This is a genomic window from Streptomyces sp. JHA26 (genome assembly GCF_002005565.1).
Taxonomy (GTDB): Bacteria; Actinomycetota; Actinomycetes; order Streptomycetales; family Streptomycetaceae; genus Streptomyces.
This window is the reverse complement of the sequence record NZ_BDJC01000009.1, coordinates 135,118-158,533: the sequence shown is the minus strand read 5'-3', so window position 1 is coordinate 158,533 and position 23,416 is coordinate 135,118. Positions and strand designations below refer to the sequence as shown.

Sequence of the window (23,416 nt, the reverse complement as noted above, 5' to 3'; positions counted from 1 at the left end):
TGGCCACCGGCAGCGTGTCGTCGCGCAGCACCGCCGCGGCCGCCAGCACCACGTCCCGGCCGGAGTCCTTGGGGACCCCGGCCGCGGCCCGCCGGTACAGTTCGGCCCCCTCCTCCAGGACGAGACCGGTGTCGATGCCCGCCGGGACCTTGATCCGCGCGTGGTGCTTCCAGGTGGCGACCGGATCGCTCCAGGCCTCCACCCGGTAGGTCCACCGGCCCGGCGCGCCCGGGGTGACCTCGGCCCCCCAGCGGTCGGTGCCCGGGGCCAGCTCCCGCATCGGCGTCCACGGGCCCGGACGGCCCTCGGGGTCCTTCAGCACGACGTTGGCCGCCACCGCGTCGTGTCCCTCGCGGAACACGGACGCGGTGACCTCGAACGTCTCTCCCGCCACCGCCTTGGCCGGGCGCCTGCCGCACTCCACCACCGGGTGGACGTCCCGCACCGGGATACGCCCGATCGTCACGGTCGCGCTCATCCGTTCTCACCTCCGCCGTGCTCGAGGCCGGGCCCGGGGCCCGGCCGGATGGGTCAAGCCGCGCCGGAGGGGGTCTTCCGCCCCGACGGGGAGAGCCGGTCCGCCGCCGGCGGGCCGCGCCGGGCCGCTCGGGCGGTACGGGGCCGCTCGTTCTGTTCCTGCAGATAAGTGATCAGGTTCGTCCGCAGGTACCGCTCGGCGGCGTCGGCCGCCTCGCGCGCGCACCGCTTCCCCATGAGCACGCAGAGGGTGTAGCCGGAGTCCTCGAAGGTGGCCCGGACGCGCACGTCCGCGGGGGACGCGAGCATCATCCGTTCCCAGGCGCGGTAACGCCGCAGCTGCCGGGCGACTTCTGTCTTCGCAGGAAGCAGCATGGCCGGTCACCTTCCGTGACGGTCCGTACGGACGATCCAGTTCTTCACACATGGTGCACGGACGGTGACCCCCCGTCTTGTTGGATCTTCAACTGGTTTCCGGCCGGTCCCGCACGCTCGCCGCTCGTGTTGCACGAATGGACTACTGCTCCCACTCTGGAGTGACTCAGAAGCGACCAGTGCTCACGCTTCGTGCACGGGGAGCCCGTCCCCCAAGGGACGCGGAAGAAGCGAGAGCTCTCGCGGTGAGGAGCCACGACGATGAAGACCGCAGTGCCCTGCTACTACCACCTCGACGTGGAAGTCAGCCCGGAACGGGTCGGACAGGTCAGGCGCATCCTGGCCGCTCACCTCAGGTTCTGGGACCTGGAGAACCTCGTCGAACCCGTCTGCTCGGGCGCCGAGATGCTGCTGCGGGCGATCGACGAGCACGCGAGCGACAAGAACACGTCGATCGAGATGTGGTGGAACCGCCACCACCTCATCACGGCGGTAGGGGGCAACGACCACGCGCTCCGTCCCGACCAGGACCTGCGCACCTGTCTGCAGCACCTCGCCGCCAACAGCGACGGCTGGGGGTGCTGCGCCACCGACACCGGAGCGAAAGTCATCTGGTTCTCGCAGCGCGCCCGGGCCGGCGAACGCGTACCGCTGGTGCCGACCGCGCCGGAGCCGATCACCCAGGAGGGGCTGGAAGTGCCGCGAGAGATCATGCCGGTGGGCCGGGTGGCCAGTCCGGTCAGCACCACCCACGGTGTTCTGGAGGAGGCCCGGTGACCCGGGCCAGGCCGAACTGGAAGGGGTCGCCCGTGTGGAGCGGGCACCCCTGTCCGCTGGGGGCCTCGTACGACGGACAGGGCACCAACTTCGCACTGTTCAGCGAGGTCGCCGAACGCGTCGACCTCGTCCTCGTCGACGACGACGGCACCCACAGCGGCATCCGGATGCCGGAGGTCGACGGCTTCGTCTGGCACTGCTACCTGCCCGGCGTCGGCCCGGGGCAGCGCTACGGCTACCGGGTCCACGGCCCGTGGGCCCCGTCCGTCGGCCACCGCTGCAACCCGGCGAAGCTGCTCCTCGACCCGTACACGAGGGCCGTGGACGGGATGGTGGACAACCACCCCTCCCTCTTCGAACGCGCCCAGGGCAGGCCGGACCCCGGTGACAGCGCGGGGCACACCATGCTCGGCGTGGTCACCGACCCGTTCTTCGACTGGGGCGACGACCGCCCGCCGCGGCGCCCCTACTCGGAGACCGTGATCTACGAGGCCCACGTCCGCGGCATCAGCCGCACCCACCCCGACGTGCCCGAGGAACTGCGCGGCACCTACGCCGGGCTGGCGCACCCGGCGATCGTGGACCACCTGACCTCCCTGGGCGTGACCGCCGTCGAGCTCATGCCGGTGCACCAGTTCGTGCACGACGGCGTCCTGACGGACCGGGGCCTGTCCAACTACTGGGGCTACAACACCATCGGCTTCTTCGCGCCCCACAACGGCTACGCCGCCCTCGGCACCCGCGGGCAGCAGGTCACCGAGTTCAAGTCGATGGTCAAGACCCTGCACGAGGCCGGCCTCGAGGTGATCCTCGACGTGGTCTACAACCACACCGCCGAGGGCAACGAGAAGGGCCCCACCCTCTCCTTCCGCGGCATCGACAACGCCTCGTACTACCGGCTGGTGGACGGCGACTGGCAGCACTACTACGACACCACCGGCACCGGCAACAGCCTGCTGATGCGCCACCCCTACGTACTCCAGCTGATCATGGACTCGCTGCGGTACTGGGTCACCGAGATGCACGTCGACGGCTTCCGCTTCGACCTCGCGGCCACGCTCGCCCGGCAGTTCCACGAGGTGGACCGGCTGTCGGCGTTCTTCGACCTCATCCAGCAGGACCCGGTGATCAGCCGCGTCAAGCTGATCGCCGAGCCCTGGGACCTCGGCGAGGGCGGCTACCAGGTGGGCAACTTCCCGCAGCTGTGGTCCGAGTGGAACGGCATGTACCGGGACGCCGTACGCGACTTCTGGCGCGGCGAGGAGCACACCCTCGGCGAGTTCGCCTCCCGGCTGACGGGCTCCTCCGACCTGTACCAGCACAGCCGGCGCCGCCCCCGCGCCAGCGTCAACTTCGTCACCGCGCACGACGGTTTCACGCTGCGCGACCTCGTCTCCTACAACGACAAGCACAACGAGGCCAACGGCGAGGACAACCAGGACGGCGAGAGCCACAACCGGTCCTGGAACTGCGGCGCCGAGGGCAGGACGAAGGACCCGGCCGTACGGGAGCTGCGCGGCCGCCAGCAGCGCAACTTCCTGGCCACGCTCCTGCTCTCGCAGGGCATTCCCATGCTCTGCCACGGCGACGAGCTGGGCCGCACCCAGCGGGGCAACAACAACGCCTACTGCCAGGACAACGAGATCTCCTGGATCGACTGGCGGCTGGGGGAGGAGCAGCGCGCTCTGCTGGACTTCACCCGGCGCGTCATCGCCCTGCGCGCCGCCCACCCGGTCCTGCGCCGGCGCCGCTACTTCCGCGGCGAGACGGTGACGAACGCGGACCAGCCGCTGCCCGACCTGGTGTGGCTGCTGCCGGACGCGCGGGAGATGACCGACGACGACTGGCAGCGCTCCGACGCCCACGCCGTCGCCGTCTTCCTCAACGGCGACGCCATCGCCGAACCCGACCCGTGCGGCCGGCCCGTCGTCGACGACTCCTTCCTGCTGCTGCTCAACAGCCACTGGGAGCCCGCCCGCTTCCGGCTGCCCGACGCCACCTACGGCGAGCGCTGGACGACCCTGATCGACACCGCCGACCCGGAGGGCGTCCCCGACGAGGCGGAGTGCAAGGCGGGCACGACGCTGACCGTCGAGCCGCGCAGCCTGGTGCTGCTCTCGCGGCCCTCCCGCACCGGCCGGTGAGCCGCGCCCTGTCGCCCGGGCTCCCGCCCTCCGGACGGAGGCCGGGAGCCCGGCGACAGGGCGCGGTGGGATCAGCGTCCGAAGCGGCGCGCGGTCACCGTGAACTGCGCGCCGTCGGCGTCGCGGAGCACGGCCTCGTCGTCGCCCGGCGCCAGCACGCTGCCGCCGTGCCGTTCGGCGGCGCGGGCACAGGCCGGGACGTCGTCGACCGCGAAGTGCACCTGCCAGTGCGGCCGGATGGCGGGGTCGGGGGCCGCCCCGAGCGCACCCGACTCGATGCGTGCCACGACGTCGCCCTGGCTGCGCAGCACCACCTCGTCGCCCTCGTACACGACCTCGCAGCAACCGTTCGATCCCGACGCCCAGTCGAAGATCTCGCCGTAGAAGATGGCGGCGTCGAACGCGTCGCGCGTGTGCAGCCGGATGAACGCCGGACGGGAGGTGCGCCAGGTGTCCCAGTCCGAGAACAGTTCGCCCTCCCAGATCCCGAAGGTGGCGCCGTCCCGGTCGGCGAGCAGCGCCGCCCGGCCGGGCGGCAGGGAGATCGGCCCGACCGCGGCCGTGCCACCCCGCTCGGCCGCCCGCGACACGGCCTCGTCCGCGCTGCGCACGGCGAAGTACGGCGTCCACGCCACCGCCATCTGCCACATCCCGGCGACCGCGGCGATCCCGGCGACCGGCACCCCGTCGGCCAGGGCGATCCGGAAGGGCTCGCCCAGCTTCGCGGGCCGCCACTGCCAGCCCAGCACGGCGGAGTAGAACTCCTCGGTGGCCTTGAGGTCGCGGCTGGTCAGACTCACCCAGCACGGGGCCCCGTACACGGAGCGGGTGGTGAGGCGGCTGTCCGTACCGGTGGGGGAGGGCATGTCGTGGTCCATGGCGGTCGCGTCCTGGTCTCGTCCACCGGCAGTCACCGGTTCCACACCAGTGTCCGGCCGGAACGGCGGGGGGCGCCTGCCGAGTACCCCGGCGGCGCCGCCGAAACGGTGGCGGGTGCGCCCCGCACGGCCCAGTGGCGCGGGGTGGCGCATGTGATGACGATGGAGGCGTCGGAGCGGGGCCGCGTGGCGCACCGCGCGGCACAAGCGGCGGTGACACGCCGGATCCGGAGGTGACCATGCCCACGGACGGGGGCCCGGACCAGATATTCCGGCTGCAGGAGCAGGTCCGGCAGCTGAAGGAGGCGGTCGTCTCGCACGCCGTCGTCGACCAGGCCATCGGGATGATCGTCGTGCTCGGCCGGGTGGGACCGGACGAGGGATGGGCCGTTCTCAAGGAGGTTTCCCAGCACACGAACATCAAACTGCGCAACGTGGCGGAACTGATACTCGTCTGGGGGCGCACGGGGATGATGCCGGCGGAGATCCGGATCGCCCTGGAGGACGCCCTGGACCGTCACGGCCCGACGCAGATCCCCGGCGCTCCGTCGCAGTGGTGAGAGTGCGATGGGCGGGAGCGCAAGGGGTGAGAGCGCGGTGGTGGGATCGCGGCGGTGAGGGCCGCCGGCGGGAGCGCGCGGCGGCGCGTGCCGGTCAACGGGCCTCCGCGAGGATCTCCTCGCGGATCCGGTCGAAGCAGCCGCTGAGCAGACGCGAGACGTGCATCTGGGAGATGCCGAGCTGCTGCGCGATGCGGCTCTGCGTCATCCCGCCGAAGAAGCGCAGGTAGAGGATGGTGCGCTCACGCTCGGGCAGCGCCTCCAGGCAGGGGCGGACGGCCACCCGGTCGACGACCGTGTCGAAGGCCGGGTCCGGGCCGCCGAGCGCGTCCCCGAGGGCGTACCCGTCGGTGCCCGGCATCTCCGCCTCCAGCGAGAGGGCGGAGAAGCACTCCAGCGCCTCCATCCCGGTGCGGACCTCGGCCGTCGTCAGGTGCGCGTGCTCGGCGATCTCCTCGACCGTGGGGGCGCGTCCCGGCGTGGTCTGCGCCAGCTCCTTCGCGGCGCGGCGCACCCGGTTGCGCAGGTCCTGGATCCGCCGCGGCACGTGCAGCGTCCACATGTGGTCGCGGAAGTGCCGCTTGATCTCGCCGGTGACGGTCGGTACGGCGTACGCCTCGAAGGCGTGGCCGCGCCCGGGATCGTAGTGGTCGACGGCCTTGACCAGGCCGAGGGCCGCCACCTGGTAGAGGTCGTCCAGGCTCTCGCCGCGTCCGCGGAAGCGGACGGCGATGCGCTCGGCCATGGGAAGCCACACCTGGATCAGTTCGTCCCGCAGCGCCTTGCGTTCCGGACCGTCGGGCAGTCCGGCGAGCCGTTCGAACGCGGCGGCCGTGTCCGGCGCGTCGTCGTGCGGGTGGGGCCTGGTTCTGCTGGCGATACGCATGGGTGCGCACCTCCCTCAGCAGGGGTGCCGGGTGGACAGGACACCGGAGAGCCGGACGGGCCGGTTCCGCGGAGGTGCCTCCTGTCCGAAGCACCGGCAGGGGCTTTCCCTGTCTGTCCGACGTCAAAACAAGTCGTCGTATATAGGGACATTAAGCCTTGTGGGGGCGGAACGCTCGTCCGAACGGCCGCGCCGACGGCCCCGGGCGGGCGCCGGCGCGGAACGTGATGTGCGGCACGCCCACCGTGATCGGCCGGCGGGGTGCGCGGCGGATAGTTCCTGCGCAGCGCTTGATCACCGATCAAAGGGGGTGAACCCCCTGGCCACAGCGCATTCGGCTCATTTGACAGTGCACTGAGCACACGGATAGGAAGCAGCTTCGGGAAGTCGAGAGGTGCGCTGTGTACGAGCCGAACGTGGTCGGGGACTGGCAGGAGTACGACGAACACGCCGGTCTGCGGGTCCGCGTCCACCGTCTGGAGGCGGCCGAGCCGCCGCGTGGCCGCGACGACGCCGCCGAGGGCCTGACGTACTTCAGTGTCCGGGTGACCGTCGAGAACCGGGGCGCCCGGCCCTTCTGCATCCACCTGGAGGACGGGCAGATCGACGTGCGGACCGGTCCCGACGGCGAGGGCGCGTTCCTCGACTGGCGCAACTCGCAGTTCGTCGAGGGCTTCGACGTCCATCCGCTGCGCCGGGCCACCGCCGTCCTCTACGCGGCCGGCCCCGAGGCGAGCCTCGGCCAGGTGGACGTCCAGGTGCAGCTGCGGGTGGACGAGGAGTGGGCCGACCGCCGTCTGTGGACCGGCGGTCTCGGGCTGCACGAGCCGGCCACCGGGGCCCTGCCGGGCACGGTGCGGGACGACTGCCTGGCGCACCAGGTGAGCGCCTTCCTGCGGGACCAGGCGGAGGAGGGCACCGCCTGATCCGCCGGCGGACGGCGCCTCAGTGCGCGATGCCGTCGATGATCTCCCGGGCGCCCTGGCGCAGCAGCGCCACGGCGACCGACGTGCCGAGGGTGGCCGGGTCCAGCCGGCCCGCCCACTCGTGGGCGTTCAGCCGCACCTTGCCGTCGGGAGTGAACACGCAGCCCCGCAGGGCGAGTTCCCCGCTCCGGTCCACCCGGGCGTACCCGGCGATCGGACTGTTGCAGTGCCCCTGGAGCACGTGCAGGAACATGCGCTCCGCCGTGACCTCCCGGTGGGTGTCCGGATCGCCGAGGCCGCTGACCGCGTCGATCAGCTCGGCGTCGTCCTGGCGGCACTGGAGGGCGAGGACGCCCGCGCCGATCGGCGGCATCATCGTCTCGGTGGACAGGACCTCGCTGATCACGTCGGTGCGGCCGATGCGCTCCAGGCCGGAGACCGCGAGCAGCAGGGCGTCCGCCTCGCCGGCGGCCAGCTTCGCGAGCCGCCGGTTGGCGTTGCCGCGGAACGGGACGCACGTCAGGTGCGGGTGCGTGGCGGCCAGCTGGGCGACGCGGCGCACCGAGGAGGTGCCGACGCGGGTCCCCTCCGGGAGCTCGTCCAGAGTGAGCCCGCCCGGGTGGACGAGGGCGTCCCGGATGTCGTCCCGCTTCAGGAACGCGGCGAACACCGTGCCCGCCGGGAGCGGCCGGTCGGCGGGCACGTCCTTGACGCAGTGCACCGCCAGGTCGGCCTCGCCCGACAGCAGCGCGGCGTCGACCTCCTTGGTGAAGGCGCCCTTGCCCTCCACCTGCGACAGGTCGCCGAGCCACTTGTCGCCGGTGGTCCTCACCGGCACGACCTCGGTGCGCACGCCGGGGTGGAGGGCCGCCAACTCGGCCCGGACGCGCTCGACCTGAGCGAGGGCCATGGGGGAGTCGCGGGAGACGATACGGATCAGTTCGGGGGCGGACATGCGGACACGATAGTGCCCTCCGGGACACGGGGACCGCGGGATCCGCCCGACTGCCGTCGGCTCCCGCCGGGCGCGGGGCCCGAAGGGGACGCCGGACGGCCCGGCCGCCGTCGGGCGGACCGGCGGCGTCGCCGTCAGCGCGCGGGGGCGGCCTCGGCCTCGACGCCCCCGTCCGACGCCGCGCGCGCCACTCCGGCGGCGGGACGGTGCGTCGGGATGAAGGAGGCGATGACGAAGGCGAGCAGGGCGGCGCCGGCGCCGATGGCCATGACCACCTTGAAGGCGTTCTCGGACGGCAGGGCGAAACCGCCGAGGCTGACGGTCATCTGCGCCAGGATCACTCCGGCGATCGCACTGGCGACCGACGTGCCGATGGACCGCATCAGGGTGTTGAGGCTGTTCGCGGCGGCCGTCTCGCTCGCCGGCACCGCGCCCATGATCAGGGCCGGCATGGCGCCGTAGGTGAAGCCGATGCCCGCGCCGATGACGCAGGAGACCAGCACCAGGTGCCAGACCTCGGACATCAGCACGATGTTCAGCCCGTAACCGGCCGCCACGATCAGGGTGCCGGTCATCAGGGTCACCTTCGGACCCCTGGACCCGGACACCTTCGCGGAGACCGGGGCGAACGCCATCATCACCAGGCCGGAGGGCGCCATCACCAGACCGGCGGTCAGCAGGGAACGGCCGAGCCCGTAACCGGTCGCCTCGGGCAACTGCAGGAGCTGCGGAAGTACCAGGGACATCGCGAACATCGAGAAGCCGACGGCTATCGACGCCAGGTTGGTGAACAGCACCTGACGGCGCGCCGTGGTGCGCAGGTCCACCAGCGGCTGCGGGGTGCGCAGCTCCCACCCGCCCCACACCAGCAGGATCAGCACGGACGCCGCGAACAGACCGAGGGTGAGGCCGCTGCTCCAGCCCCAGTCGGCGCCCTTGGAGACCGCCAGCAGCAGGCACACCAGGCCGGTCGCCATGCCGATGCCGCCCGGCACGTCGAAGCGGCCGCCGGTGCGCACCGCCGACTCGGGCACGAGCGCCAGTACCAGCACCAGGGCGACGGCACCGAGCGCGCCGGAGGTCCAGAACAGCATGTGCCAGTCGAGGTTGTCCGCGATCAGCGCGGCGGCGGGCAGGCCGAGCGCACCGCCGACGCCCAGCGAGGCGCTCATCAGGGCGGTGGCGCCGGCGAGGCGCTCGGCGGGCAGTTCGTCGCGCATGATGCTGATGCCGAGCGGGATCACCGCGGCGGACAGGCCCTGCATGGCCCGGCCCACGACCATCGGGGCCAGTGAGTCGCTCAGTCCGCAGACCACCGAACCGGCGATCAGCAGTACCAGGCTGAACAGCAGCATGCGCCGCTTGCCGGCCATGTCGCCCAGGCGGCCGACGACCGGGGTGGCCACGGCGGCGGCGAGCAGGGTGGCCGTCACCGCCCATGCCGCGTCCGACGCCGGAGCGTCCAGGAGTCTCGGCAGGTCCGGGACGATCGGGATGACGAGCGTCTGCATCAGCGAGACGACGATCCCGGCCAGGGCCAGTACCGCCACCACGGCGTTCGGCCGCGGCGCGGCGGGAGAAGGGGACATGGAGGTGCCTTTCAGGGGAGGATCGCGGATCCGGGAAGAATTTAAGTCAGTCGCTTGAATTAGTGTAGGGGGCTGCGGCAGAGGCGCGCTCGACCGGGCCGCGCACCGCCCCGGCCCCGCTGTTGCGTAGGCTTCGGTGAGAACGCGCCGCATGACGGCGGACCTGCGACGACTCGAGGGACTGGCCGTCGCGGGCCGTGAGCGAAGTCCCGGCGCGGCGGTGATCATGGCGGGCAGGACGGGACGGGCGGAACAGGTCAGCACGACCCGGCAGCTGATCCTGACCACGGCCGAGCGGCTGTTCGCCGAACACGGGGTGTACGCGGTGTCCAACCGCCAGGTCAGCGAGGCCGCCGGACAGGGCAACAACGCCGCGGTCGGTTACCACTTCGGCACCAAGGCGGATCTGGTCCGCGCCATCGTCCAGCGGCACTCCGAGCGCGTCGAGGACCTGCGGGCCCGGCAACTGGCCGCGCTCGGCGACGCGCCGCAGCTGCGCGACTGGGTGGACTGCCTGGTGCGGCCGCAGTTCGACCACCTGGCGGCACTGGGCAGCCCGACCTGGTACGCCCGGTTCTGCGCCCAGGTCATGACCGACCCGGCGCTGCGTCAGATCATGCTCGACGAGTCCCGCGGCTCCGCGTCGCTGCGCGAGATCATCGCCGGACGGAACCGGTGCATGCCGGCGCTCCCCGAGGAGGTCCGGGCCGAGCGGGGCGACATGGCCCGCCACCTCATCGTGCACACGGCGGCCGAGCGGGAACGCGCCCTCGCCGAAGGGCGTCCGACCCCTCGCGCCAGCTGGCGGGGCGCCGCCGACGGGCTGGTCGACGCGATCGTGGGCATGTGGCTCGCGCCCGTCACGCCCCGGCGCGGGGTGTGACGGGCGCGACGACGGGCCGGCGGGCGAGGCGGATCCGGGGCACGGTGCCCTCGGCCGCCCCGGCCCCGGACACCACCGGCCCGGACACCACCGACGCGCGGGAACGCACTCACCGCACGTCGGTGTCGTGCGGGGCCGCCTTCCCCACGGGGGACGCCGGGACCGGCTCGCGCAGGCCGCGCAGCAGCAGTCCGCCCACCGCGGGCAGCACCACCAGCGGCAGCAGGGCGGTCCGCAGCGACGCGGCGTCGGCGAGTGCGCCGAGCGCGGGAGCGGCGAGGCCGCCGACGCTCACGGTCAGCCCCAGGGTGACCCCGCTCGCCGTGCCCACGCGGCGGGGCAGGAAGTCCTGGCCCAGGGTGATGTGCAGGGAGAACGGCACGTACAGCCCGGCCGAGGTCAGGGCGACGAACAGGTACACCACGGGCCCGGGCACCAGGACGAGCCCGGCGACGGCGAGCACCGTCAGGACGTACGACCGGCGCACCACCCTCAGCCGTCCGTACCGGTCGGCGAGCCGGCCCCCGGCCACCGTGCCCACCGCCCCGCCCAGGTAGAGCACGAACAACGCCGCCGTCCCCGCCGCGGCGCCCCCGCCGGTGCGCTCACGGACGTACAGCGACACGAACGTGCTCAGCCCGACGAAGACGACCGAACGGCAGACCACGGCACCGGTGAGCCGGAGGAACGACGCCCAGTCGTCGGACCCCGCCGTCGCCGTCGTCGTACGGCCGTCCGCCGCGCGGACCGCTCCGGCCGAGCGCACCGCCGCCACGCACAGGACCGCGCCGGCGAGTGCCGGGACGGCGAGCAGGGGAGAAGCGCTCAGGCCGCCGGTGGCGACGACGGCCCAGACCAGCGGCGGCGCCAGCGCGAAACCGGCGTTGCCGCCCAACGAGAACCATCCCATCGCGGTGTTGCTGCCGTGCGCGGCGTCACGTGCCGCACGGGCCGCCTCCGGGTGGTAGGCGGCGACACCGACGCCCCCCAGGGCGATCGCGGCGAGGGTGAGCACGTAGGAGTCCGTGACACCGCCGAGGGCCACCCCGGCCCCGCCGGTCAGCGTGCTCAGCGGCAGCAGCCACGGCAGCGCCCACCGGTCGGTGAGCGCTCCGAACAGCGGCTGCACCAGCGACGACAGCAGCGAGGCGGCGAGCACGACGCCGGAGGCGGCGGCGTAGGTGTAGGCGCGCTCGGCGACGAAGTACGGAACCAGGGCGGCCACCGCGCCCTGGTAGAGGTCGACGCAGGCGTGCCCGAGGGACAGCAGGACGATGGGCCGGTTGCGGTTGACGGTCACCCGTCGATCGTCACGTCCGCCGGTCCCGGCCCGCTTCCGATAATCTGCCCACTCGTGTCGAACACCCGCCACACCCGGGGCCCCGCCCGCGGCACCCCGCCCTCCGCCCGCGAGGTCCCGCCGACCCCGCGCCGCGACCCCGGCGCCGCCCGGCACACCCCGGCCGCGCCCACCAGGGCGCAGCACCTGGCCGCCGGGCAGCGCATCGACGCCCACCGGCACGACGACCACCAGATCGTCTACGCGGGCTCCGGCGTCGTGGCCGTCACCACCGACGCCGGTACCTGGTTCGCGCCGGGCACCCGGGCCATCTGGGTCCCGGCCGGCACCGTGCACGCCCACCGGGCCCACGGCCGGCTGGACCTGCACCTGGTCGGACTGCCCGCCGACGACAACCCGCTCGGCCTGGACGCCCCCTTCGTCCTCACCGTCGGTCCGCTGCTGCGCGAGCTGATCCTCGCCTACACCCGCGACCCCGCCGACACCGGACCCGAACGCCGCCGCCTCCTCGGCGTCCTGCGCGACCAGCTGCGCGCCTCGCCCCAGCAGCCGCTGCACCTGCCCACCCCGGCCGACCCCCGCCTGGCCGCGGTCTGCGCGCTGGTCCACGCCGACCCCGCCGACACCCGCACCCTGGCCGCACTCGGCGCCGCCACCGGGGCGGGCGAACGCACCCTCAGCCGGCTCTTCCGCAGCGAGTTCGGCATGACCTTCCCCCAGTGGCGCACCCAGTCCCGCCTCTACCACGCCCTGCGCATGCTCGCCGACGACGTACCCGTGACCACCGTCGCCCACCGCTGCGGTTACTCCTCGGCCAGCGCGTTCATCGACGTCTTCCGCCGCTCGTTCGGCTACACCCCGGGCACCCACAACCGCCGTGACCGGACCGGCGGCACCCCCGCCCGTACCGTCCAGTAATATCGCGCGGCAGGCCCCCCGGAGGAGGAACCGTGCCACGGTCCGAACGCTCACCCCTGCTGCTCGCCGGTCTGCTGGCCACCGCGGGCGTCGCCCACTTCGCCCGGCCCCGCCCCTTCGACGCGACGGTGCCGCGCAGCCTGCCGGGCACGCCCCGGGCGTGGACGTACGCCAGCGGCGTCGCCGAACTGGCGCTGGCCGCGGGCCTCGCCGTCCCCCGCACCCGCAAGGCCGCCGCGCTGGCCACCGCGGCCTTCTTCGTCGGCGTCTTCCCCGCCAACGTCAAGATGGCCGTCGACCGGCGGCACCGTCCCGCCCTCCAGAAGGCCGCCGCCTACGGCCGGCTGCCCGTCCAGCTGCCGCTCGTGCTCTGGGCCCGCAGCGTCGCCAAGGACTGCGAGGGCCGGTCGTGAGCCGTGGCCCGGCCGTCGGCGACACGGTCGACGACTTCACGCTGCCGGACGAGACCGGTACCCCGCGCCGCCTGTCGGAACTGCTCGCCGACGGGCCGGTCGTGCTCTTCTTCTACCCCGCCGCCCTGACCCCCGGCTGCACCGCCGAGGCCTGCCACTTCCGCGACCTCGCCGCCGAGTTCGCCGCGGCCGGCGCCCGGCCGGTGGGCATCAGCGGCGACCCCGTCGAACGCCAGCAGGAGTTCGCGGGGCGCCACACCCTCGGCATGCCGCTGCTCTCCGACGCCGACGGCACGGTCCGCGAACGGTTCGGGGCGAGACGGGGACTCGGCCTGGCCCCCACCAGACGGGTCACCTTCGTCATCGGGCCGGACCGCACCGTGCTCGAGGTCGTCCGCAGCGAGTTGCGCATGAACACCCACGCCGACCGCGCCCTCGCCGCGCTGCGCGCCCACCGGGACTGAGCCGGCCCCCGCGCCCCGTCCCGGTTGAGACCGGGCGGTGAAGGGCTGATCCTGGACGACATGGAGCATGCCTCCGCTGCGGCGATCGTCGACGTCCACGGCAAGGTGGCGGGGTGGAGCGAGGGCGCCCGGCGGCTGACCGGGTACCCGGCCGAGGAGGCCGTGGGCCGGCCCGCACGGGACCTGCTCGCCCACGACGCGCCGCCCGGGGCCGTGTCCGCGCTGTCGGGCACGGCCCTGATCCGCCACCGGGACGGTTCCACCGTGGCACTGCCCCTGCGCGGCTGCCCCCTGCTGGGCGCGGACGGCGCGCCGTGCGGGTACGCGGTGACCGCCCACCCGCAGGACGATCCGGCGCTGACCGGGGAGAGCTTCCGGCAGGCGTCCCTGGCCATGTCCGTCCACGACACCCGGCATCGCTACCTGCGGGTCAACGACACGGCGCGACGCATGCTGGGAATGCCGGAGGAGGACCTGATCGGACGGTCGCTGCCGGAGGTCATGGCGGAGATCGACGCCGACGCGTCCGGGTTCCTGCACCACCTGCGGCAGGTGACCGACACCGGCCGGCCCCACCGCTACGAGACCTTCATGCCCGCCACCTCCAGGATGGGCGAGTACGCCTGGACCATCGAGATGTGGCCGGTGCGCGACGCGTCCGGCGCCGTGACCGCCGTGTCCGTGGCGGGGTACGAGAGCACGGGCCAGTACCGGGCCCGGGAGCGGCTGGCCCTGCTGAACGAGGCCGCGACCGTGATCGGCACCAGCCTGGACGTGGTGCGCACCGCCGAGGAACTGGTCGGCATCCTCGTGCCGCGGTTCACCGACTTCGCCGGCGTCGACCTGCTCGACTGGGTCCTCGGCGCGGACGAACCGCTCGCGGTGCCGGCCGAGGACATCGTGCTGCGCCGGGTCGCCCACGAATCCGCCGCCGAAGGACTCCCGAAGCCGTCCGTGCGCCTGGGCGACACCGACGTGTACCCGTCCTGCTCCGCACCCGCACGGGCGCTGCGGGAGGGACGGCCGGTACTGACCGGTCCGGGCGACCCGGACTTCGACCGGTGGATGCGGGTGCGCAACGAGCAGGTCCCCGCCAACCGCCCGTTCCGGGACCGCATCAGCTCCACCCTGGCGGTTCCGCTGCGGGCCCGCGGCACCACCCTGGGCGTCGCGACGGCCATGCGCGTCGCCCCCAGGGACCCGTTCGTCCCCGACGACATCGCCCTGGCCGAGGAACTGGCCAGCCGGGCCGCCGTCTGCGTCGACAACGCCCGCCGCTTCGCCCGCGAGCGCTCCACCGCGCTCGCCCTCCAGCACAGCCTCCTGCCCAGGGGCCTGCCCGGCCAGTCGGCCGTGGAGGTGGCGCACCGCTACCTGCCCTCCGGCTCGGCGGCCGGCCTCGGCGGCGACTGGTTCGACGTGATCCCGCTCTCCGGCAGCCGGGTCGCCCTGGTCGTCGGCGACGTCGTCGGCCACGGCATCCCGTCCTCCGCGACCATGGGCCGTCTGTGCACGGCCGTGCGCACCCTCGCCGACGTCGATCTGCCGCCCGAAGAACTCCTCACCCACCTCGACGACCTCGTCGCCCACCTCGCGGCGGACGGCGGCGGCGAGGTGGGCGAACTGGGCGCCACCTGCCTCTACGCGGTCTACGACCCCGTCACCGGCCGTCTCACCCTCGCCTCCGCCGGCCACCCCGGACCCGCCCTCGTGCTCCCCGACGGCACCGCCCGCCTCGTCCCCGTCAGCGCCGGGCCGCCGCTCGGCGTCGGCGGGCTGCCGTTCGAGGCGACCGAGGAGGTCCTGCCCGAGGGCTCCGTCGTCGCGCTGTACACCGACGGCCTGGTCCGGGACCGCGACGGCGGCACGGACCACGCCACCGCCGAGCTGTGCCGCGCGCTGACCACGCCCGCGCACTCGCTCGACGCCCTGTGCGGCTGTGTGCTCAAGGCGGTGATGCCCGAGCAGCCCGGCGACGACGTGGCCCTGCTGCTGGCCCGTACGCGGGCACTGGGCGGCGACCAGGTCGCCACCTGGGACGTCCCGCCGGACCCCGCGCACGTGGCCGCCGTCCGGCAGTCCGCCATCGAACAGCTGACGGAATGGGGCCTGGACGAGGCGGCGTTCGTCACCGAACTCGTCGTCAGCGAACTCGTCACCAACGCGATCCGGTACGGCGCACCGCCCGTCCGGCTCCGTCTCATCCGCGACCGCACCCTGATCTGCGAGGTCTCCGACGGCAGCTCCACCTCGCCGCACCTGCGCCGGGCCCACGCGTACGACGAGGGCGGCCGGGGACTGCTGCTGGTCGCCCAGCTCACCCAGCGCTGGGGCAGCCGCCAGACCGCGGACGGCAAGACGATCTGGGCCGAACAGCCACTGCCCGAGGAACCCGGGAGGTGAGCCGTCCCGCCCCGTCCCCGCGCTCCCCGTCGCCGACGACCGCCTCACCGGTACGGCCGTGACGGTCCGTCAAGGGTGGCGGCGGGGCCTCGCGGGTGAGCCGGATGGCCTTCCTCCGCCCGGCCCCGCGCGCCGGCCGGGCGGTCGAGCAGGTCACCGGGCTCTCCCGCCCCGAGGGCGGCGGTCCTCCGGACGCTGCCGGAACGGGCCACCCGCCCCGAGCACACGGTCCGCTCCCGCCGGGCACCGGGGAGCGGTGACGACCGGCCGGGCGGAGGCGAGGGCCGGGGGAGCGGCGGCGACTCCCCACCGTCCCCGGGCCGTTGGCGGCGTACCGGGGGACCCTGGCCGGCGGCGGTCAGAGCGTCCGCTTCAGCAGGCCGAGCAGTTCGTCCCAGTGCCGCTCGGTCGCCTCCGGGTCGTACGCGGCGGTGTCGGCCTGCGTGTAGCCGTGGTGCGCCCCCGCGTAGACCTCGCAGCGGTGGCGGACGCCCGCCGCGGTCAGGGCAGCCTCCAGGCGCTCCTGCTGCTCGACGGGCATGCCCGGGTCCTGGTCGGCGTGTCCGAAGTACACCTCGGCCGTGACCTGCCCGGCCACCAGGTGCGGGCTCTGCGGCTCCTCGGTCGCCAGGTTCCCGCCGTGGAAGCCGGCCACGGCGGCGACCCGGTCCGGGTACGCGCCCGCGGTGCGCAGGGCGAGCGCGGCGCCCATGCAGTAGCCGGTCACCCCGACCGGGCCGTCCGCGACCGCGGCGCAGTCCGCGAGCCACCGCAGGTACGCCCCCGCGTCCCGCATCGCCCGCTCCGGCGTGAGCGACTGCATGATCGGACCGAGCTGCTGGAAGAGCGACGGGCGCGCCCCGGGGTCGATGAACTCGGGGAGCTCGACGACCGGAGCCCGCCCGTGCCGGTAGAACACGTTCGGCACCAGCACGGTGTATCCCGCGCCGGCCAGCCGGTCGGCCATCGTCCTCAGCTGCGGGCGCAGCCCGAAGGCGTCCATGTAGAACAGGACTGCGGGATGCGCGTTCCCGTCACCGGGGTGCGCGAGGTAGGCGTCGGCGGTTCCGTCGTCGGTGGGGATGCTGACAACGTTGCCCTCTGCGGCGGTCATGGCGGGGCTGCCCTCTCTCGGTCGGGTCTCGGCTGCCGGTCCGCCGGGCGACCGGCGGACCACGGCCATCGTGGCACGCCGGCCCACGGAGTGCGTCGCGCGCCCCCGCGGACCGGCTGTCGGCCCGCCCCTACTCGAACCGCGTGGTGTCGCCGGCGCCCCGCCGCACGATCTCCGCCTCCCCGCCGGAGAAGTCGACGACCGTGGTCGGTTCGGTGCCGCACTCCCCGGAGTCGATCACCGCGTCCACCACGTGGTCGAGCCGGTCCTTGATCTCCCAGCCCTGCGTCATCGGCTCCTCCTCGTCGGGCAGCAGGAGGGTGCTGGACAGCAGCGGTTCACCGAGTTCGGCCAGCAGCGCCTGCGTGACGACGTGGTCGGGGATGCGCACGCCGACGGTCTTCTTCTTCGGGTGCTGGAGCATGCGCGGCACCTCCCTCGTCGCCGGGAGGATGAAGGTGTAGCTGCCCGGGGTCGAGGCCTTGATGGCCCGGAACACGTCGTTGTCGATCTGCACGAACTGGCCGAGCTGCGCGAAGTCCTGGCACACCAGGGTGAAGTGGTGCCGGTTGTCCAGGTGCCGGATCGACCGGATGCGGTCGGTCCCGTCGCGGCTGCCCAGCCGGCAGCCCAGCGCGTAACAGGAGTCCGTCGGGTACGCGATCAGCGCGCCCGCGCGGACGCTGTCGGCGACCTGGGCGATGCTGCGCGGCTGCGGGTTCTCGGGGTGCACGTCGAAGTACTTCGCCATCCACCGAGCTTATGCCGCCCACGCGCCCGGACCGGCCGGACCCCGCCGGACCTCCCGCGTCGGCCCGAGGCCGCCGGCCGGGCCGCCCCCGGCCGCCGCCGGCGCGCTCCGTGCCGTGGCCGAGCATGCGGTAACGTCCCCGGCCTGGGCCGGGAGCGAAGCGAGAACGAGGAGAAGGCCGACGTGGCGGGCCGCGAGGACGGGACAGGGCAGCGGAACGCGAGGACCGGCGGGCACGCCGGGTGGGCGGAGGAACTGCTCGACCACCTGCGGCCGGCCGGACGCGACGCGCGCAGGGTCGTGACCTGGCTCGCCGGAACCGTGGACGCGGCCGTGACGCTGCGGGACGGCACCGGCCGCCTCCTGGCCGGGACCCCCGCCGCGCTGGACGAGGACCTGGTCGCGGACATCACCGCCGGCCGGATCGCCTCCGCCGCCCTCGAGGACCGGGGCCGCCACCTGCGCCTGGTCCGGGTGGAGCGGACCCACCCGGCACCGGCCGCCGTCCTCGCGGTGGCCCGCGCCACCCCGTTCGACCGGCGGGCCGCCGACATCGTCACCCGCACCGCCCAGGTGGTGGAACTCCTGCTGGCGGAACACGAGTCCGCCGCCGCGGGACAGCGGCTGCGGCGGGCGACCTCCGACCTGCGCCTGGCCATCCTGCAACTGCTGATGGTCGAGGACACCGTCTCCGCGCGCCGCGTGGCCGCCGGGCTCTGGCCCGGCCTCCTCGACACCGACACGGCGTGCGTCTACGTCATGGAGAGCGTCCCCGAGGAACGCGACCGCCTCGCCGAGGAGTGCCTGTCGGCGACCGGAGAACAGGCCCTGGTGGTGCGCTGCCCGGCCATGGACGGGCACGTCATCGTCCTGACGCCCCGCGACGCCACCGGCGAGGCCCTGCGGTCGCTCGCCGGCCGCACCCCCGGCGTCTTCCTCGGCGGCAGCGCCCGGCAGAACCTCGCCCGCACCGCCACCGCGTACGGTCAGGCCGTGAGCGCCCTGGCCGTGGCCCGGTTCCGTCCCGGGAAGGCGGCCGTGTACGCCGAGCGGACCCGGCCCGAGCGCCTGATGGACCCGGCCGCCCTGGGGGACTGGGCGGCCCGCGTGCTGCGCCCGCTCGACGGCCTGCCGCACCACACCCGCGCCGAACTGCTCGCCACCACCCGGCTCGGCCTGGAGTTCACCGCCGTCAACACGGCCAAGATCCTCGGTGTCAGCCGCAACACGGTCCGCGCCCGCATGGACCGCGTCGAGGGCCTGCTGCGCACCGACTTCGCCGATCTGGCCGTCCGCGCCACCGTCCACCTCGCCCTGAACGCCCAGGCCGCCCTCGGGGCGGGCCCCGGCGAGCACGCGGCCGGGCCCGGCGGCGTCCGCCTCGCCGACCTGCTGGCCGGACCCCCGCTGCGCACCTGGGCCGGTGACCTGCTCGGCCGGCTGGAACCGGACGCGCGGAACGTGCGCCGCACCCTGCGCACCTGGATCACCGTCGGCGGCAACGCCGAGCGGGCCGCCCGGACGCTCGGCGTCCACGCCCAGACCGTGCGGGAGCACGTCCGCGGCGCGGAACCCGTCCTGGAGCGCCAGCTGCTCGCCGCAGGCAGCGACCTGTACGAGGTGGTGCTGGCCCACCTGGCCCTGGGGGACCTCGACCAGCCGGGCCTGGACGGGACGAAACCGGGTCATCCGGACTCACCCGTGCACGGGTGAGTCCGCACGGCCCGGCAGTGGGCACCGGGACGATTCACAACGGGGCGGCCGTCCCCATAGATTCGACGGACCGCGGGGGCACGACCGGAACGGGGGACCGGTCGCGCCCCCGTCGCCGTTCGCCCGGGGCCCGCGCGCGGCCGCTCGCGGGCGAGCGGCCGAGGACGGTGCGTACGGCACGCTGACGGGCCCCGATGCCGTACTCGCCGGTCGGGGCGCCCCGGGCCGCCGACGCCGGCGTCGTTCACGACGAGGTCCGGGCCGCCGAAGGCGTCGACGGTGAGGCCGGACGCGCGGCGTGTGACGTCCGCCCCGGCGACGTCGTGTGCCCGGACGCGGCCCGGGTACCCGGCCCCGGACCCCGGAACGACCACCTCGAGGAGGCCCGCATGACCAGCGGTACCGAGACCGGCGGAGTCACCGGCACGCAGGACAAGGACTACAACCTCATCTGGTACGTCGAGTCGTGCCTGAACAACGCGCTGCGCCTGGAGACGTACATCCAGGACGCCGAGCGCACCAAGGACACCGAGGTCGCGGAGCTGTTCCGCAAGGCGCAGGCCGACAGTCGCAAGGGAGCCGAACTCGGCAAGGAGCTGCTGCGCGCCCGCCTGAACGGCGGCTGACGACGAATCCGCCTCCCGGGGCCCGGTCACCGCCACGGCGCGGTGACCGGGCCTTCGGCACGCCGCGGCCGCAGCGCCTCGCCCTGTCGCCCCGGCCCGCACGACACCGTCACCGAAGCTGCGCAAACTGGGGTGTGACGGACAGCGCGCGCCCGGGTACCCGGGCCGCCCATGTGCGCGGCCGACGGCCGCCTCGCAGCTCAGCCGCGTCCGACGGCGGCCACGAGTCGAAGGAGCCCACGATCATGACGGACGTATCGAGCCAGGGACCCGGCCCGGGCGACGACCGGAAAGTGCTCACCAACCGACAGGGACACCCCGTCTACGACAACCAGAACCAGCGCACGGTCGGCGCCCGCGGCCCCGCCACGCTGGAGAACTACCAGTTCCTGGAGAAGATCAGCCACTTCGACCGGGAGCGCATCCCCGAGCGCGTCGTGCACGCCCGCGGCGTGACCGCGTACGGGTACTTCGAGGCGTACGGCGCCTGGGGCGACGAGCCCATCGACCGCTTCACCCGGGCCAAGCTGTTCCAGGAGCGCGGCAAGCGCACCGACGTGGCCGTCCGGTTCTCCACCGTCATCGGCGGACGCGACTCCTCGGAGACGGCCCGCGACCCGCGCGGCTTCGCCGTGAAGTTCTACACCGAGGACGGCAACTGGGACCTCGTCGGCAACAACCTGGGCGTCTTCTTCATCCGGGACGCGATCAAGTTCCCGGACGTCATCCACGCCCTCAAGCCGGACCCGGTGACGTTCGAGCAGCAGCCGCGGCGCATCTTCGACTTCATGTCGCAGACGCCCGAGTCGATGCACATGCTGGTCAACGTGTTCAGCCCGCGCGGCATCCCCTCGGACTACCGCCACATGCAGGGCTTCGGCGTCAACACCTACAAGTGGGTCAACGCCGAGGGCCGCACCGTCCTGGTCAAGTACCACTGGATCCCCAAGGCGGGCGTCCGCAGCATGACCGAGGAGGACGCGGCCAACGTCCAGGCCCAGTCCCTCGGCCACGCCACCAAGGACCTCTACGACGCGGTCGCGCGCGGCGACTACCCCGAGTGGGAGCTGCAGGTCCAGATGATGGAGGACAACGACCACCCGGAGCTCGACTTCGACCCGCTGGACGACACCAAGGTCTGGCCCGAGCAGGAGTTCCCGCCGAAGCCCGTCGGCCGGATGGTGCTCGACCGGATGCCGGAGAACTACTTCGCCGAGAACGAGCAGATCTCCTTCGGCACCGGCGTCCTCGTCGACGGCCTGGACTTCTCCGACGACAAGATGCTCGTCGGCCGCACCTTCTCGTACAGCGACACCCAGCGCTACCGGGTCGGCCCCAACTACCTCCAGCTGCCCGTGAACCAGGCCAGGAACGCGCAGGTGCGCACCAACCAGCGCGACGGCCAGATGACGTACCACGTGGACGGCGGCGGTGAGAACCCGATCGTCAACTACGAACCGTCGATCACCGGCGGCCTGCGCGAGGCCCAGTACCCCACGCACGACGAGCAGGGGCCGGAGATCCGCGGCCGGCTCACCCGCAAGCGCATCCCGCGCGCCAACGACTACATGCAGGCCGGGCAGCGCTACCTGCTCATGGAACAGTGGGAGCGCGACGACCTCGTGGCGAACTTCGTCAACCTGCTCTCCCAGTGCGACCGGCCGGTGCAGGAGCGCATGGTGTGGCACTTCCTGCTGGTCGAGAACGACCTCGGCCTGCGGGTCGGCGAGGGCATCGGCATCAGCCCGCAGGACGTCAGGCACCTGGAGCCGCTGGCTAGCCAGGACCTCACCGACGAGGACCGCGAGCGCCTGGCCAACCTCGGCAAGAACCCGCCGCGGGACGTGGAGGGCCTGACGATGACCCACTGCGTCCCCGACGAACGGCACGTCGTGACCCGCTGACGACGCGCGTCACCGCACGGGCCGCCCCGCCCCTCACCCGGCCAGGGCGGCCCGTGCCGCGGCCACGGCCTGCTCGGCGTAGCCGCGCCCGAACAGCACGGCGTGCACCAGCAGCGGGAAGAGCTGGTGCACGCCGACGCGGGCGGTCCAGCCGTCGGCGAGCGGCGCCACCTCCTGGTAACCGTCCATGATCCGTTCCAGGTGCGGGCAGCCGAACAGGCGCAGCATCGCCAGGTCGGTCTCGCGGTGCCCGCCGTGCGCGGCCGGATCGATCAGCCGGACGTGCCCGTCGGCGCCCCACAGCACATTGCCGTTCCACAGGTCGCCGTGCAGGCGCGCGGGCGGCTCGGCGGGGCCGGCCAGCTCGGGCAGCCGCTCGCAGACCCGCTCGACGTCGGCCGCCTCGGCCGCCCGCACGGTGCCCGCGTCGACCGCGCGGCGCAGATACGGCAGCACCCGGTGCTCGGCGTACCACTGCGGCCAGGCGCTCCCCGTGACGTTGCGCATCGGGGCGAGCCCGATGTACGCGTCCACGGGCCCGCCGGGCGGCGGGGACCCGAACGCGGGCGCCCCGGCGGCGTGCAGGGCCGCCAGTTCCCGGCCGAATCCGGCCGCCGCCTCCTCGCCCGGCGCTCCCTGCGCGACCCGGTCGGTGACGAGCCAGCACGCGTCGTCGCCGTGCACCGCCGGGATCCGGACGCCGCCCGCGCCGGCCAGCCAGCGCAGCCCGGCGGCCTCGGCCCGTGCCGCCCCGACGCCCTCCGCGCGCTTGACCATCACCGTGCGTCCGTCGTCGAGGACGACTTCGGTGAGCGTCCCGGACAGCCGGCGCTCACGGGTGACCGTCCGGCCGGTGAACCGTGCCGCGGCGGTCGAGGGCGAGGGTGCGGAGGGCGCGGAGGACATGGCGGTCAGACTACGGCCGGGGCGCCGCCGACCCGGTGAAAAACGCCCACGACACCGATGGGACACCCCGGGAGCGGGGGAGCAGTGGGACCATGACCAGTTCAGCGTTCCACCGCACCATCGTCCTGCCGGCTCCCGTGTGCGAACAGGCCGCACGGCACCTCGAGCACGCGGTCCAGAAGGCCATCGACGGCGCCGCGACCCCTTGGCGCGCGTTCCGCAGCGCCGACGGCGACGACTTCGCGTTCTCCGTCCCGGTGGTCGAGCAGGCCGCCGGCTGCCTGCTGGTGCTGGCCGCCGAGAGCGCCCAGAGCCTGCGCCCCTCCGCCCTGCGCGCCCTGATCTCCGTGGCCCTGCACCTGCGGGACGCCGCCGAGGCCGTACGGCGTCCCACCCTCACCGGCGGAGCCTGGTGAGCCCGGTGGGGCGGGCGCGCACGGTGAAGCGCGCGGGG

The 23,416-nt window shown here is 73.8% G+C and carries 23 protein-coding genes; 13 read left to right on the top strand and 10 right to left on the bottom strand.

All coding sequences use genetic code 11. The features are described from left to right. Together JHAT_RS08480 and JHAT_RS08475 are read right to left on the bottom strand one after the other, a co-directional pair. The coding region (locus tag JHAT_RS08480) for a maltotransferase domain-containing protein (RefSeq protein WP_143660380.1) at nucleotides 1-478 on the bottom strand (478 nt) is incomplete at its 3' end. 53 nt (nucleotides 479-531) lie between these two features. Then, nucleotides 532-852 carry a DUF5133 domain-containing protein gene (locus tag JHAT_RS08475; protein WP_077797436.1) on the bottom strand — a complete coding sequence of 107 codons (321 nt, stop codon included), beginning with the start codon at nucleotides 850-852 and terminating at the stop codon, nucleotides 532-534. 261 nt (nucleotides 853-1,113) lie between these two features. On the opposite strand from JHAT_RS08475, the gene JHAT_RS08470 reads away from it, so the two are divergent. Beyond that, nucleotides 1,114-1,629: a pep a2 gene (locus JHAT_RS08470; protein WP_077797435.1), complete on the top strand. Its 516-nt coding sequence runs from the start codon at nucleotides 1,114-1,116 to the stop codon at nucleotides 1,627-1,629. Continuing rightward, nucleotides 1,626-3,773: a glycogen debranching protein GlgX gene (gene glgX, locus JHAT_RS08465; RefSeq protein ID WP_077797434.1), complete on the top strand. Its 2,148-nt coding sequence runs from the start codon at nucleotides 1,626-1,628 to the stop codon at nucleotides 3,771-3,773. The genes JHAT_RS08470 and glgX overlap by 4 nt, the downstream gene beginning before the upstream one ends. Nucleotides 3,774-3,844: 71 nt before the next feature. Here the strand turns inward: glgX and JHAT_RS08460 are convergent, their stop codons facing one another. Beyond that, entirely contained in the window at nucleotides 3,845-4,651 is an 807-nt protein-coding gene (locus tag JHAT_RS08460) for a VOC family protein (RefSeq protein ID WP_171990800.1), read from the bottom strand. Between the two features lie 239 nt (nucleotides 4,652-4,890). Here JHAT_RS08460 and JHAT_RS08455 point away from each other — a divergent pair, with 239 nt between their 5' ends. Further along, nucleotides 4,891-5,211, top strand: a complete 321-nt coding sequence (locus JHAT_RS08455) for an ANTAR domain-containing protein (protein ID WP_171990799.1) — start codon at nucleotides 4,891-4,893, stop codon at nucleotides 5,209-5,211. Between the two features lie 94 nt (nucleotides 5,212-5,305). Here JHAT_RS08455 and JHAT_RS08450 read toward each other — a convergent pair whose 3' ends face one another. Next, the gene (locus JHAT_RS08450) at nucleotides 5,306-6,097 is read right to left on the bottom strand and encodes an RNA polymerase sigma factor SigF (protein WP_077797432.1); all 792 of its coding nucleotides are present in this window, start codon (nucleotides 6,095-6,097) and stop codon (nucleotides 5,306-5,308) included. A gap of 401 nt (nucleotides 6,098-6,498) precedes the next feature. Here JHAT_RS08450 and JHAT_RS08445 point away from each other — a divergent pair, with 401 nt between their 5' ends. Continuing rightward, entirely contained in the window at nucleotides 6,499-7,023 is a 525-nt protein-coding gene (locus JHAT_RS08445; protein ID WP_077797431.1) for a hypothetical protein, read from the top strand. Nucleotides 7,024-7,042: 19 nt separating this feature from the next. Here JHAT_RS08445 and hemC read toward each other — a convergent pair whose 3' ends face one another. After that, nucleotides 7,043-7,978 carry a hydroxymethylbilane synthase gene (gene hemC, locus JHAT_RS08440; RefSeq protein ID WP_077797430.1) on the bottom strand — a complete coding sequence of 312 codons (936 nt, stop codon included), beginning with the start codon at nucleotides 7,976-7,978 and terminating at the stop codon, nucleotides 7,043-7,045. Between the two features lie 134 nt (nucleotides 7,979-8,112). Then, nucleotides 8,113-9,567: an MFS transporter gene (locus JHAT_RS08435; protein WP_077797429.1), complete on the bottom strand. Its 1,455-nt coding sequence runs from the start codon at nucleotides 9,565-9,567 to the stop codon at nucleotides 8,113-8,115. A 226-nt stretch (nucleotides 9,568-9,793) separates the two neighbouring features. On the opposite strand from JHAT_RS08435, the gene JHAT_RS08430 reads away from it, so the two are divergent. Then, on the top strand, nucleotides 9,794-10,450 hold the full coding sequence (locus tag JHAT_RS08430; RefSeq protein WP_077797448.1) for a TetR/AcrR family transcriptional regulator: 657 nt from the start codon (nucleotides 9,794-9,796) through the stop codon (nucleotides 10,448-10,450). Between the two features lie 109 nt (nucleotides 10,451-10,559). Here JHAT_RS08430 and JHAT_RS08425 read toward each other — a convergent pair whose 3' ends face one another. Then, complete coding sequence (locus JHAT_RS08425; protein ID WP_077797428.1) at nucleotides 10,560-11,750, bottom strand: MFS transporter; 1,191 nt, start codon at nucleotides 11,748-11,750, stop codon at nucleotides 10,560-10,562. 186 nt (nucleotides 11,751-11,936) lie between these two features. On the opposite strand from JHAT_RS08425, the gene JHAT_RS08420 reads away from it, so the two are divergent. The 4 genes from JHAT_RS08420 to JHAT_RS08405 are packed head-to-tail and all read left to right on the top strand — an operon-like array spanning nucleotide 11,937 to nucleotide 15,948. Beyond that, the gene (locus JHAT_RS08420) at nucleotides 11,937-12,668 is read left to right on the top strand and encodes a helix-turn-helix transcriptional regulator (RefSeq protein WP_107481872.1); all 732 of its coding nucleotides are present in this window, start codon (nucleotides 11,937-11,939) and stop codon (nucleotides 12,666-12,668) included. 32 nt (nucleotides 12,669-12,700) lie between these two features. Next, entirely contained in the window at nucleotides 12,701-13,081 is a 381-nt protein-coding gene (locus tag JHAT_RS08415; protein ID WP_077797426.1) for a DoxX family protein, read from the top strand. Next, nucleotides 13,078-13,545, top strand: coding sequence for a peroxiredoxin (locus JHAT_RS08410; protein ID WP_077797425.1), 468 nt, complete (start codon nucleotides 13,078-13,080; stop codon nucleotides 13,543-13,545). The genes JHAT_RS08415 and JHAT_RS08410 overlap by 4 nt, the downstream gene beginning before the upstream one ends. Nucleotides 13,546-13,605: 60 nt before the next feature. Next, nucleotides 13,606-15,948 (top strand): SpoIIE family protein phosphatase, encoded by a 2,343-nt coding sequence (locus JHAT_RS08405; RefSeq protein WP_077797424.1) that lies wholly within the window; start codon nucleotides 13,606-13,608, stop codon nucleotides 15,946-15,948. A gap of 358 nt (nucleotides 15,949-16,306) precedes the next feature. Here the strand turns inward: JHAT_RS08405 and JHAT_RS08400 are convergent, their stop codons facing one another. After that, a complete protein-coding gene (locus JHAT_RS08400) occupies nucleotides 16,307-17,062 on the bottom strand; it encodes a dienelactone hydrolase family protein (RefSeq protein WP_077797423.1) in 756 nt (251 codons plus the stop codon). Between the two features lie 130 nt (nucleotides 17,063-17,192). Beyond that, the gene (locus tag JHAT_RS08395; protein ID WP_171990798.1) at nucleotides 17,193-17,813 is read right to left on the bottom strand and encodes an L-threonylcarbamoyladenylate synthase; all 621 of its coding nucleotides are present in this window, start codon (nucleotides 17,811-17,813) and stop codon (nucleotides 17,193-17,195) included. A 183-nt stretch (nucleotides 17,814-17,996) separates the two neighbouring features. Between JHAT_RS08395 and JHAT_RS08390 the strand changes: the two genes are divergently transcribed. From JHAT_RS08390 to JHAT_RS08380, 3 genes are all read left to right on the top strand, one after another. Further along, nucleotides 17,997-19,526 (top strand): helix-turn-helix domain-containing protein, encoded by a 1,530-nt coding sequence (locus JHAT_RS08390; RefSeq protein WP_077797422.1) that lies wholly within the window; start codon nucleotides 17,997-17,999, stop codon nucleotides 19,524-19,526. 389 nt (nucleotides 19,527-19,915) lie between these two features. Continuing rightward, nucleotides 19,916-20,152: a hypothetical protein gene (locus JHAT_RS08385; protein WP_077797446.1), complete on the top strand. Its 237-nt coding sequence runs from the start codon at nucleotides 19,916-19,918 to the stop codon at nucleotides 20,150-20,152. 245 nt (nucleotides 20,153-20,397) lie between these two features. After that, nucleotides 20,398-22,056, top strand: a complete 1,659-nt coding sequence (locus JHAT_RS08380; protein WP_077797421.1) for a catalase — start codon at nucleotides 20,398-20,400, stop codon at nucleotides 22,054-22,056. A 33-nt stretch (nucleotides 22,057-22,089) separates the two neighbouring features. Here JHAT_RS08380 and JHAT_RS08375 read toward each other — a convergent pair whose 3' ends face one another. Further along, nucleotides 22,090-22,962 carry a fructosamine kinase family protein gene (locus JHAT_RS08375; protein ID WP_077797420.1) on the bottom strand — a complete coding sequence of 291 codons (873 nt, stop codon included), beginning with the start codon at nucleotides 22,960-22,962 and terminating at the stop codon, nucleotides 22,090-22,092. 92 nt (nucleotides 22,963-23,054) lie between these two features. Here JHAT_RS08375 and JHAT_RS08370 point away from each other — a divergent pair, with 92 nt between their 5' ends. Continuing rightward, nucleotides 23,055-23,378 (top strand): hypothetical protein, encoded by a 324-nt coding sequence (locus tag JHAT_RS08370; protein ID WP_077797419.1) that lies wholly within the window; start codon nucleotides 23,055-23,057, stop codon nucleotides 23,376-23,378. Nucleotides 23,379-23,416 lie beyond the last annotated feature (38 nt).